Origin of the sequence: Aliirhizobium smilacinae (assembly GCF_006335145.1) — a bacterium.
Classification (GTDB): domain Bacteria; phylum Pseudomonadota; class Alphaproteobacteria; order Rhizobiales; family Rhizobiaceae; genus Neorhizobium; species Neorhizobium smilacinae.
This window is the reverse complement of the sequence record NZ_VDMN01000004.1, coordinates 209693-221783: the sequence shown is the minus strand read 5'-3', so window position 1 is coordinate 221783 and position 12091 is coordinate 209693. Positions and strand designations below refer to the sequence as shown.

The window sequence follows — 12091 nt, the reverse complement described above, 5'->3', positions numbered from 1 at the left end:
CCATGCCAGGCGCGTCCGGCATGGCGCGACAGGGCTATTCTGACGGCCGCCTGGCCATCATTGCGGGCCGAGGGCTTTTGCCGCTCCACCTAGCACGAGCCGCAAGGGCTGAAGGGGAAGATCCCTTCATCGTCGCTTTGAAGGACGAGGTCGACCACCGTTTCGACGATTTCGAGAGTATTTCGGTCGGAGTCGGCAATCTTGCGGCGATTGAAAAATCCTTCCGAGACTTGAAGATCGGCCGCGTTGTCATGTCGGGCGGCGTCGCCCGGCGACCCGAATGGCGCGATATCCGGCCGACGTTCAAAACCATTCTCAAAATGCCGTCCGTGGTGCGCACGCTGATGTCGCACGGCGATGACACCGTCCTGCAAATGGTGATCAAGCTTATCGAGGCGATGGGCTGCACTGTAATAGGCGCCCACGAGATTGCCCCGGCTCTGCTTGCAAGACTGGGTCCTTTGGGGCAGGTGTCTCCGACCGGTGACGATCTGCGCGATATCGAAAAAGGAACGGAAGCTGCGCTAGCGCTGGGCCAGCTGGATATCGGGCAAGGCGCCGTTTCCGTCGGTGGCCGCGTTGTCGCCATGGAAGGTGTCGAAGGTACCGATGCGATGCTTCAGCGCGTTGCAGAGCTTCGGCAATCCGGCCGGATCTCGGCGCGTCGCCGTGGCGTGCTTGTCAAGCTTTGCAAGCCGCAACAGGATATGCGCGCAGACCTGCCGACAATCGGTCCGTCTACCGTGGAGAGTGCGGTAAAAGCTGGTCTTGCCGGTATTGCCGTGGAAGCGGGCAGGGCGCTGGTGCTCGAGGAGCAGGCAATGATCGCTGCGGCGGATGCGGCTGGCATTTTCGTATGCGGGATCGAGCCGAGCCTGGATCATGGAGGGCTTCAATGAGCCGTACACTGAAGGTGGCAGTTATCGCGGGAGAAGTATCCGGCGATCTGCTGGGCGGTGATCTGATAGCGGCGCTCAAAGCCGCTCACGACGGGCCGGTCGAGCTCATCGGCGTGGGTGGTGATGCACTGACGGCGCAAGGGCTGCATTCCCTTTTCGACTTTTCCGAACTGTCGATCATGGGCCTGACCCAGGTCCTGTCGCGGCTGCCGAACCTGATCAAGCGTATCAACCAGACAGCACGCGCCATCATCGCGGCACAGCCGGATGTGCTGATCATCATCGACAGCCCGGACTTCACCCATCGTGTGGCGAAGAAGGTGCGGGCGGCGTTGCCCCGGCTGCCGATCGTCAACTATGTCTGCCCGAGTGTGTGGGCGTGGAAGGAATATCGAGCCAAGGCGATGCTCGCCTATGTGGACCGCGTTCTGGCTGTCCTGCCGTTCGAACCCGAGGCGATGAAACGGCTTGGAGGTCCGGAGACGATTTTTGTCGGGCACCGTCTGACGAACGATCCGGATCTTCTCAGGGTGAGAGGCCTGCGCGCCGCCCGCCCCCTCAAATCCGTCGAAGAAGAAAAGACGATCCTGCTTCTCTCCGGCTCCCGTTCGGCTGAGATCAAAAGCCTTCTGCCTATCTTCGGAGATGCGGCGAAAGAGTTTTTGGAGCGAAACGGCAAAGCGCGCTTTCTGCTGCCGACTGTTCCGCGCCGTGAAGCGCTTGTACGGGAGATGGCGGAAAAGCTTCCTGTACCGGTCGAGGTAACGTCGGATGTCGAGGGGAAGTGGAGCGCATTTACGGAGGCGGATGCGGCTATGGCAGCCTCCGGTACCGTCATCCTCGAGCTCGGCCTTGCCACCGTGCCGGTCGTTTCGGCCTACAAGACCGACTGGCTGATCAAGCTTCTTGCCGGCAAGATCAAGACCTGGACAGGAGCGCTGCCCAATCTGATCGTGGACTATGCTGTCGTGCCGGAATATGTCAACGAAGTCGTTCGCCCAGCCAGCCTGTGCCGTTGGGCCGAACGCCTGTCCAGTGACACGTTGCAGCGCCGCGCCATGCTGGAGGGATTCGATCTCACCTGGCAGCGGCTGCAGGTTCCGGTTCCGCCGGGTGAGGCTGCGGCTGCTGCAGTGCTCGACCTGCTGAAACGCTCTTAAAAATCTTCACATCATCCTCGCGGGCACTGTCCTCCTGCGGGGGCATCACAGGACAATAAAAAACCCGGTCATCGCTGACCGGGTTTTGTTTTTTGCGGATTGTCTCGCGCTTAGCGCTTGGAAACCGGCACGTAGTCGCGCTTGGCTTCGCCCGTATAGAGCTGACGCGGACGGCCGATGCGCTGCTGCGGATCTTCGATCATCTCGGCCCACTGGGCAATCCAGCCGACGGTGCGGGCGAGCGCGAAGAGCACGGTGAACATGGTCGTTGGGAAACCCATCGCCTTCAGCGTGATACCCGAATAGAAATCGATGTTCGGGTAGAGCTTCTTTTCGACGAAATATTCGTCGGTAAGGGCGATTTTCTCAAGTTCCATGGCAACCTGCAACAGCGGGTCGTCCTTGTGACCGAGTTCGGCCAGAACTTCATGCGTGGTCTTCTGCATGATCTTGGCGCGCGGGTCGTAGTTCTTGTAGACACGGTGACCGAAGCCCATCAGGCGGAACGGATCGTTCTTGTCCTTGGCGCGGGCGATATATTCCGGGATCTTGTCTACGGAACCGATCTCCTGCAGCATGTTGAGCGCTGCTTCGTTTGCACCACCGTGAGCCGGACCCCAGAGGCAGGCGATGCCGGCGGCGATACAGGCAAACGGGTTGGCACCCGACGAACCGGCAAGGCGAACGGTCGAGGTCGATGCGTTTTGCTCGTGGTCCGCATGCAGGATGAAGATGCGATCCATGGCGCGGGCCAGAACCGGGTTCACCTTGTATTCTTCGCAAGGCACGGCAAAGCACATGCGCAGGAAGTTCGATGAATAGTCGAGATGGTTCTGCGGATATACGAATGGCTGGCCGATGTGGTATTTATAGGCCATGGCCGCGATCGTCGGCATCTTTGCGATCATACGCAGCGATGCGACCATGCGCTGATGCGGGTCGGTGATATCGGTCGAGTCATGATAGAAAGCCGACAATGCGCCAACCGTGCCGACCATGACGGCCATCGGATGGGCATCACGGCGGAAGCCGGTGAAGAAGCGGCTCATCTGCTCATGAACCATCGTGTGATTGGTTACGCGATAGTCGAAATCCTTCTTCTGCGCTGCGGTCGGCAGTTCGCCGTAGAGGAGCAGGTAGCAGGTTTCGAGGAAGTCGCCCTGTTCGGCCAGTTGCTCGATCGGGTAGCCGCGGTGAAGCAGCACACCTTCGTCGCCGTCGATATAGGTGATCTTCGATTCACAGGAAGCCGTCGAGGTAAACCCCGGGTCGTAAGTGAAGGCTCCGGTTTGCTTGTAGAGCGCGCCGATATCGATGACATCAGGACCAATCGTGCCGGACTTCACCGACAGCTCAACTGTCTTGTCACCGAGAGCGAGATTTGCGCTAGTTTCCGTCATTCTGATCCTCCAACCGGTTGGCGGCATGACGCCTCAAAAGCGCCATAAGCATTAAGCGTTCCACGTTTAGCTATATGATCCTTTGGCGTATGCCAAGCTGTTCTGACGGCAAATTGTGCAGCGCGGCACGATAATGGGCACCGCCATTTAGCCCTGCGGCCAACCCCTTGTTGCAATCCGGAATCCGGGTCAGGCGGCATAGCTTGCTGCGTCAGGTTGACGCACTAAAAAAAGAACGCTCAGGTTGTATTCTCTGGGTGGGGCGGGCTGGTTTCATGCGGTCTGAAGGTTTCGAGAAGATAGATACCAAAACCTTGAACCGGCGCCCGGATCTGGTTGCCGGACTGTCTTCTTATTCCCGATCGGCGTCGGAAACCGCAGCCCTGGAAACGGTAACCAGACGGCAGATCGTGGCGAAGACGCCCATCTGGCGCCGACATTCGCTTGCCGCTCAAGCTTCTCAAGCCGGAAGGTTCGTTTCAGCCTCTATCAGAGAGGAGCGGCTCCACGGCCACGGTTTCCTGTTTCTGCCAGTTGCGCTCGGGATCGGATCCGCTTTCTGGTTTCTCAGCCCAATTGACCCGTCGCTTTGGGCTTCGATCATTGTTTTTGCAGTCCTGGCGCTGATGGCTCTAATCATGAGGTCTGGCTGGACACGCATTGCGCTCACATTCGCGTGTCTTGTGTTCGGTGGTATGGCCCTGGCCGGGATCGAGACGTGGCGCCGCTCGACGGTCATTCTCGATTCGCCGGTGACCACCGAGGTTGCGGGCGTGGTTGAGCGCAGCGAAGCTGCCGGTCCGGGGCGGGTGCGCTATATCATTGCCATCCGGCAGACCACGAGCCCCACTTTACGGCGACCACCGGCCCGGGTCTCGCTGCTGGCAAGAGCCCAGCATGAACCTTTTGGAAACGGTGACGCCATTTCGGGCCGAGCGAGGCTATCCCCTCCGTCCGGACCGGCGCTTCCGGGTCTGCATGATTTTTCGTTCTCCGCTTATTTCGACGGTGTCGGTGCGGTGGGATATTTCTATAGCGCTCCGCAAAAGGCAGGAGATGCCGAAATTGAGACCGGGTGGTCGGAACTGGCTCTGCGATGGCTGTTCGATCTACGAAGGCAGATTGGTAATCGCATCCGCTCCGCGGCGCCCGGAGATGCAGGCGCCTTCGCAGCTGCGATTGTCACCGACGAGAGACGCGCAATTTCCAACGATACGGTCGAGGCGCTGCGAATCTCGGGGCTCGCTCATATCGTGGCGATTTCCGGGTTGAACATGGCGCTGGCCGCCGGGATTTTCTTCGTCGGGCTGCGCAGCGCGTTTGCTGTTTTTCCCAGTGTTGCGCAGGCTTGGCCGATCAAGAAGATCGCGGCCGGCGGAGCGCTGGCCATGGTAACCAGCTATTACCTGATCTCCGGTTTCGGCGTATCCGCCCAGCGCGCTTATATCATGATGGCCGTGATACTGGTTGCCGTGCTTCTGGACAGACCCTCGATAAGCCTGCGCAATGTGGCACTGTCGGCGCTGATCATTCTCGTCTGGACCCCATCGGAGATTCTCGGACCCAGTTTTCAGATGTCGTTTGCCGCGACTGTCGCGCTGGTCGCCGGTTATGCGATCTGGGCACGGCGCGCGCAAACGGAAAACCGGGAGCCGTTCCCCATTCGTCACCCTGTTGTGACATGGATAACGTCTGTCGGGCATTTCATTGCCGGCATCATCGCCACATCGCTGATCGGCAGTCTGGCGACGACGATGTTTTCCGTCGAGCATTTCCACCGTATCGCGACCTACGGGCTCGCGGCGAACCTTGCGGCGATGCCGATCATCAGCTTTCTTGTGATGCCGGCAGGGCTCATCGCCATGCTGCTCATGCCCTTCGGCCTCGATGGCCCGTTTATTGCGATCATGGCCAAGAGCCTCGAATGGGTTATCGCGATTGCCAAACATGTGGCGGGATGGGGAGGTGATGTCGTCGTCGGCCAGCAGCACCCGTGGTTTCTTCCGCTCGGGATCTGCGGGTTTTTGCTGCTGACGCTTCTGAGGACGCGGCTTCGATATTTCGGTCTGCCCTTCCTTGCCGCTGCATCCGTCTTTTTCTGGATAGGTGTGGAGCAACCTGCCTTCAGCCTGATCATCACGGAAGATGGGAGTCTTGTGGCTTATCGAAATGCCGAGCATGTTGCCGTCAACAGAAAGCGTCCCTCGGAGTTCATCTTCGGGCAATGGATGCATGCACGGAAGCTTCCGACGTTATCGATCCCGGAAATGCTGGACAGCCCCGTTGCCGTGAATAAACCGGCTTCTTCCAAAGAGAGGTTGGCGGAACCGGTCCTGGCCGATGCGCGCAGGCAGATGCGGGCGGCAAGGATCGGTCAGTTCTCCTGCCTGGCTAAAGCCTGGTGTACATTCATGTCACCGGAAGGTGTCGTTGTCGTTGTCGTTGATGATGGTCGTTACGCGGGGGCTGCCTGCGACGTTGCCGGTCTCGTCATTGCGCCGCGGGCACGCTTCGATCACTGCCGGTCTGGCACCCCGATGCTGAATAGCGCCAGCCTGCGCAAGACCGGCTCGATCGAAATCGATTTTTCCGGATCAGCGAAAGTCGAAGGCTGGCATATCACGACTGCAATGGATGATACGGTTCGACCCTGGAGCATTCATCGCAGTTACGATTGGCGGCGCAATATCTATGACCGTAGTTTGCCGGCGTGGCTTACGTCCCAGCAGACAACGGGTCGCCTCGATGAAACGCCCCGCGTTATATTTGATGCAGAGACCAGTGGCCTTTTGGAACTGCCACCCATTTTTGGCGGCTATCCTGCAGTCAGTGATAACGGCGAATGAGGCCGACAAGCTTGCCTTGAACCTTGACGCGATCCGGTGGGAAAATACGAGTTTCGTATGCCGGGTTTGCTGCCTCAAGCGCGATCGATCCGCCCTTGCGCCGGAAGCGCTTCAGCGTCGCTTCCTCGTCGTCGACGAGTGCTACGACGATGTCGCCCGGATTGGCCGTGTTGCTGTTGCGGATGATGACTGTATCGCCGTCGAGAATACCGGCCTCGATCATCGAGTCGCCCTTCACCTCAAGAGCATAATGTTCGCCGGAGCCCAGCATTTCGACAGGCACGGAAATATCGTGCGTATTGTTCTGGATCGCCGAGATCGGCACGCCGGCCGCGATGCGGCCCATGACGGGCACGCTTGCAGACGCGCTGTCATTTGCGGAAACCGGCGCGGTATTGACCGGCGGCTTCTTGCCGAGACTTCCCTCGATCACGCTCGGCGAGAAACCGCGTTTCGGCTGCAGCGTCGGGACATAGGATTCAGGAAGCTTGATGACTTCAAGTGCACGTGCTCTGTTGGGAAGGCGGCGGATGAAGCCGCGCTCTTCGAGAGCGGTGATCAGCCGGTGGATACCCGACTTCGACGCAAGATCGAGAGCGTCCTTCATTTCATCGAAAGAGGGTGGCACGCCGGACTCCCTCATCCGTTCGTGAATGAACAGAAGCAGTTCCTGTTGCTTGCGAGTCAGCATGTCTGGCGCACCCTCAGATTTGAAACAAATGCAGAACGAACACTATATGTTCCATATGTGTTCCGCAAGTCCCTAAATTTTCGTGAAAACATAATCAGTTTCTTAGATGACCAGTGACGTTCTCGATCGGAATCTACTTGCGCTCTCCGGCTGTGTGACCAATCTAGTCGCGGCGGATCAGAAGTCTGGGGGACATGCGTGACTGCTAGGAAAATCGACCATCTCGTTCTGCCTGTCGGGGATCTCGCCAGGGCACGCGAGCGGCTCTCGTCACTGGGCTTCACCGTGGCGCCCGATGGCCATCATCCATTCGGCACTGCCAATGCCTGCATCTTTCTCGAAGACGGAACCTATCTCGAGCCTCTTGCGCTGACGGATAGGCGCAAGGCGGGTGCGGCTGTAAAGCGAGGCAATGTCTTCATCGAGCGCGACCTGGCATATCGCGGACGACGAGGGCGTCAGGGGCTTTCCGCGATTGTGGTGTCCAGCGACGACGCGGCCAGCGACCACCAGCACTATATTGCAAGCGGAATTTCCGGCGGTGAACCGCTCGAGTTCGCCAGAGCAGTAAAGTCACCGGATGGTGAGGAGACCGAGGGGCGTTTCAGGCTTGCCTTCGCGGCGATGAATGGGGCGCCCGACTTCTTCGCTTTCGCCTGTCAGCGAGTCGTCTCCTTTCCGCAGGACATGGGTGGCTTGCGCACGCATGAGAATGCGGTCAGTGGTTTGAAGGAAGTCGTTTTGGCAAGCGACGATCCGCATGCTTCGTCGTCCTTTTTCGAAAATCTGCTGGGGACATCGGGCAACGAGGTTGAGGGAGGCCTGGCGTTCCAGACGGAGGCCGGGCGTGTGCGCGTTCTCGGCGGCGAGCAGATTGCACATGAGTTCGGTGTCTCGGGAGATGCGGCGATTGGCGGGCTTACCGGACAGGCTGTGATCTTTCGCAGTCTTGATCTGGCCGTGACAGAGATCATCCTTGCTGCTAATGACGTCGCATTCATCCGCCGGGATGGCCGCGTGCTCGTGTTGCCTTCGCCCGGCCAAGGCGTTCTGTTCGGCTTCGAGGAATAAGAGAATGGCAGTGTCCCCCAATCCTGTGGTTACCGTCGGTGAAGGTGAAAAAAAGGTCGCCTTTTCCAATACGGGTCGGCTTTCGCTGATCGCGGGTCCCTGCCAGATGGAAAGCCGTGACCATGCTTTCATGATCGCCGGCACACTCAATGAACTTTGCGGCAAGCTCGGCCTCGGCCTCGTCTACAAATCGTCCTACGACAAGGCCAACCGCACGTCGATTTCGGGCAAGCGTGGTATCGGGCTCGAAACCGCGATGGAAGTCTTTGCCGATCTGAAAAAGGAATTCGGCTTTCCGGTTCTGACCGACATCCACACGGAAGAGCAGTGCGCGCTTGTCGCGCCGACCGTCGATATCCTGCAGATCCCGGCCTTCCTGTCGCGCCAGACGGACCTGCTGGTTGCCGCCGCCAAGACGGGGCGGGCGATCAACGTCAAGAAGGGTCAGTTCCTGGCGCCCTGGGATATGAAGAACGTCCAGACGAAGCTAACCGAAAGCGGTAATCCGAACGTGATGCTGTGCGAACGCGGTGCATCTTTCGGCTATAACACGCTGGTGTCCGACATGCGCTCTCTGCCGATCATGGCCTCGCTCGGTTCGCCGGTCGTTTTCGATGCCACCCATTCGGTACAGCAGCCGGGCGGGCAGGGCGGATCGTCGGGTGGCCAGCGCGAATTCGTCGAGACCTTGGCCCGCGCAGCGGTCGCCGTCGGTGTTGCCGGGGTTTTTGTCGAGACGCATGAGGATCCGGACAATGCGCCGTCGGACGGACCGAACATGGTTCATCTGAAGGACATGCCGCGGCTTTTGGAAAAGCTTCTCGCTTTCGACGCCGTCGCCAAGGCGGCTTGATCTGCAAATCCACTTGAGCGCAATCAAAGTGTGTGTAGCGCTCATATTGTAATTCGGGTGTCATTGAATGTGAGACATTTTCAATGACCGCGTGGATAATAACTCTGAGGAGAGACCCTTGACTGCTATTACCGATATCATTGCTCGCGAAATCCTCGATAGCCGTGGCAATCCGACCGTCGAAGTCGACGTTCACCTGGAAGACGGCTCGATGGGCCGCGCCGCCGTTCCGTCGGGCGCATCGACGGGCGCTCACGAAGCGGTCGAGCTGCGCGACGGTGGCAAGCGCTACGGTGGCAAAGGCGTCGAAAAGGCCGTTGAAGCGGTCAATACCGAGATCTTCGATGCCATCGGCGGTTTCGATGCCGAAAGCCAGATCCATATCGACAAGACGCTGATCGCGCTTGACGGTACGCCGAACAAGTCGCGTCTCGGTGCAAACGCCATTCTCGGCGTCTCGCTTGCCGTTGCTAAGGCTGCCGCCGAATCGGCCGGCCTGCCGCTCTATCGTTATGTCGGTGGCGCTGGTGCCCATCTCCTGCCCGTTCCGATGATGAACATCATCAACGGCGGCGCCCATGCCGACAACCCGATCGATTTCCAGGAATTCATGATCATGCCGGTCGGCGCCGAAACGCTGAAGGATGCTGTGCGGATCGGTGCGGAAATCTTCCATGTTCTGAAAAAAGAACTGGGTGCACAGGGTCATAACACCAATGTCGGCGACGAAGGCGGTTTTGCCCCGGGCCTGAAGAGTGCGCCTGAAGCCCTCGATTTCATCGTGAAGTCGATCGAAAAGGCCGGTTACAAGCCGGGTGAAGAGGTGTTCCTCGGTCTCGATTGCGCCTCTACCGAGTTCTTCAAGAACGGCAAGTACGAGATGGAAGGTGAGGGCCGCACGCTCGAGCCGGAAGCCATGGCTGATTATCTCGCCGAACTGGCCGGCAAATATCCGATCATCTCGATCGAAGACGGCATGGCCGAAGACGACTGGGAAGGCTGGAAGTACCTGACCGACAAGATCGGCTCCAAGGTTCAGCTGGTCGGCGACGATCTGTTCGTCACCAATTCGGCCCGCCTGCGCGACGGCATCAAGATGGGTGTTGCCAACTCGATCCTCGTCAAGGTCAACCAGATCGGTTCGCTGACGGAAACGCTCGACGCCGTCGAAACCGCCCACAAGGCAGCCTACACCGCCGTTATGTCGCACCGCTCGGGTGAAACGGAAGATTCGACGATTGCCGATCTCGCCGTTGCCACCAATTGCGGACAGATCAAGACCGGCTCGCTGTCGCGTTCGGATCGTCTCGCCAAGTACAACCAGCTGATCCGTATCGAGGAAATGCTTGGCCCGCAGGCTGCTTATGCCGGCCGCTCGATCCTGAAGTCCTAAAAGACCGGCTGGGATCCAGCCTTTCTCGACGATTGAAAAAGCCCGCGTTTTGCACGCGGGCTTTTTTCGTATCGGTGTGCTGCATCGCGATATGCGAAACGAATGCTTAAGCAAGTTCTGCGATTTTCTATTCATTATCCTGCGGGCGATGAATCGCTCCCGTCGCGTGAGCTCAAGGTGTTAAGAACAGGCATGTGGACAAGACATCACAAACAGAGAAAGTTTGGCCGTTTCATCCTGCCTGCAATCACCATCGCGTTTCTTTCCTATTTCGGCTATCATTCGATCCACGGTGATCTCGGCCTGATCGCGACTGAGGAATTCGAGAAGCAGCGCGTGGCGCGTAGCGGCGAGCTTGCGGCGCTCACCGTAAAAAGAGAAGCCTTGGAGCGGCAGGTGCATCTGATGAGCGACGGGTCGCTCGACAAAGACATGCTCGATGAAATTGCGCGTTATCAATTAAATGTCTCGCGCAGGGATGAAATAGTCATATTTAACAACTATTTCTGAATTAACCGAATTTCGGTTAATATAACTTTATGCAATAAATTTCAGTGGCTTGTGTGGAATGATAGCCATGCAAATATGTCATTGCTGGGGGACGGTTTCTTCCCTATGTTAGCTGCAGAAACCCGGAGTGGGTTGCGGCGTACATCCGTTCGCCATGATGCCGCTCTTTCAATGCAGCACATAGGGAGGGATCGATGGCGCAAACCAAATCCGCGTCTGCATCCGGCCGCAAGCCAGCGGCAAAATCTGCCAGCAAAACAGTTTCGAAGGAATTCACCGGCAAGAACACGCCGGAATTCGGCAAGGACGATGATCTGCACGCGTATCGCGAGATGCTGCTGATCCGTCGTTTCGAAGAGAAGGCCGGCCAGCTCTATGGCATGGGCTTCATCGGCGGTTTCTGCCACCTCTATATCGGCCAGGAAGCCGTCGTCGTCGGCATGCAGATGGCGCAGCAGGAAGGTGATCAGGTCATCACCGCCTATCGCGACCACGGTCACATGCTGGCAACCGGCATGAGCGCCCGCGGCGTCATGGCGGAACTGACCGGGCGTCAGGGCGGCTTGTCCAAGGGCAAGGGCGGCTCGATGCACATGTTCTCCAAGGAGAAGCATTTCTACGGCGGTCACGGTATCGTCGGCGCTCAGGTGTCGCTCGGCACCGGCCTTGCGTTTGCGAATTCCTACCGAAACAATGACAGCGTTTCGGTCGCCTATTTCGGTGACGGCGCTGCCAACCAGGGTCAGGTCTACGAGAGCTTCAACATGGCTGCTCTGTGGAAACTGCCGATCATCTATATCGTCGAGAACAACCGTTACGCCATGGGCACCTCGACCGCCCGTGCGACAGCGCAGTCGAACTATTCGATGCGTGGCGTCGGCTTCGGCATTCCGGGTATCCAGGTGGACGGCATGGATGTTCGCGCCGTCAAGGCTGCCGGTGATGAGGCGCTTGCCCATTGCCGCGCCGGCAAGGGCCCGATCATCCTCGAAATGCTGACCTACCGTTACCGTGGTCACTCGATGTCCGACCCGGCCAAGTATCGCTCCAAGGAAGAAGTGCAGAAGATGCGCTCCGAGCAGGACCCGATCGAGCAGGTGCGTGCGCGCTTGCTGGAAAAGGGCTGGGCGAGCGAGGACGAGTTGAAGGCGATCGACAAGGATATCCGTGACATCGTTACGGATAGTGCCGATTTCGCCCAGAACGATCCGGAGCCGGATGTATCCGAGCTCTACACTGACATCCTGCTCTAAGCGCGGGGAGGAAAA

General features: G+C 58.5%; 10 protein-coding genes. 8 read left to right on the top strand and 2 right to left on the bottom strand.

Going from position 1 to position 12091, the window contains the following annotated elements:
- The first annotated feature begins 2 nt into the window (after positions 1-2).
- Together FHP24_RS19010 and lpxB are read left to right on the top strand one after the other, a co-directional pair.
- Positions 3-899, top strand: coding sequence for an LpxI family protein (locus FHP24_RS19010; RefSeq protein ID WP_394344646.1), 897 nt, complete (start codon positions 3-5; stop codon positions 897-899).
- Positions 896-2059 (top strand): lipid-A-disaccharide synthase, encoded by a 1164-nt coding sequence (gene lpxB / locus FHP24_RS19005; protein ID WP_139677806.1) that lies wholly within the window; start codon positions 896-898, stop codon positions 2057-2059. Before FHP24_RS19010 ends, lpxB begins: the two co-directional genes overlap by 4 nt.
- A 110-nt stretch (positions 2060-2169) precedes the next feature.
- Here the strand turns inward: lpxB and gltA are convergent, their stop codons facing one another.
- Entirely contained in the window at positions 2170-3459 is a 1290-nt protein-coding gene (gene gltA, locus FHP24_RS19000) for a citrate synthase (protein WP_139677805.1), read from the bottom strand.
- Positions 3460-3734: 275 nt separating this feature from the next.
- Between gltA and FHP24_RS18995 the strand changes: the two genes are divergently transcribed.
- Positions 3735-6305, top strand: coding sequence for a ComEC/Rec2 family competence protein (locus tag FHP24_RS18995; RefSeq protein ID WP_139677804.1), 2571 nt, complete (start codon positions 3735-3737; stop codon positions 6303-6305).
- Here FHP24_RS18995 and lexA read toward each other — a convergent pair.
- Positions 6286-6996 (bottom strand): transcriptional repressor LexA, encoded by a 711-nt coding sequence (gene lexA, locus FHP24_RS18990; RefSeq protein WP_139677803.1) that lies wholly within the window; start codon positions 6994-6996, stop codon positions 6286-6288. The genes FHP24_RS18995 and lexA overlap by 20 nt on opposite strands.
- Before the next feature lie 198 nt (positions 6997-7194).
- Between lexA and FHP24_RS18985 the strand changes: the two genes are divergently transcribed.
- From FHP24_RS18985 to pdhA, 5 genes are all read left to right on the top strand, one after another.
- Entirely contained in the window at positions 7195-8067 is an 873-nt protein-coding gene (locus FHP24_RS18985; RefSeq protein ID WP_139677802.1) for a VOC family protein, read from the top strand.
- A gap of 4 nt (positions 8068-8071) precedes the next feature.
- A complete protein-coding gene (kdsA, locus tag FHP24_RS18980; RefSeq protein WP_139677801.1) occupies positions 8072-8920 on the top strand; it encodes a 3-deoxy-8-phosphooctulonate synthase in 849 nt (282 codons plus the stop codon).
- Between the two features lie 118 nt (positions 8921-9038).
- Complete coding sequence (gene eno, locus FHP24_RS18975) at positions 9039-10313, top strand: phosphopyruvate hydratase (RefSeq protein ID WP_139677800.1); 1275 nt, start codon at positions 9039-9041, stop codon at positions 10311-10313.
- Between the two features lie 192 nt (positions 10314-10505).
- Entirely contained in the window at positions 10506-10823 is a 318-nt protein-coding gene (locus FHP24_RS18970; protein WP_139677982.1) for an FtsB family cell division protein, read from the top strand.
- A gap of 194 nt (positions 10824-11017) precedes the next feature.
- Positions 11018-12076: a pyruvate dehydrogenase (acetyl-transferring) E1 component subunit alpha gene (gene pdhA, locus FHP24_RS18965; RefSeq protein WP_139677799.1), complete on the top strand. Its 1059-nt coding sequence runs from the start codon at positions 11018-11020 to the stop codon at positions 12074-12076.
- Positions 12077-12091: the final 15 nt, after the last annotated feature.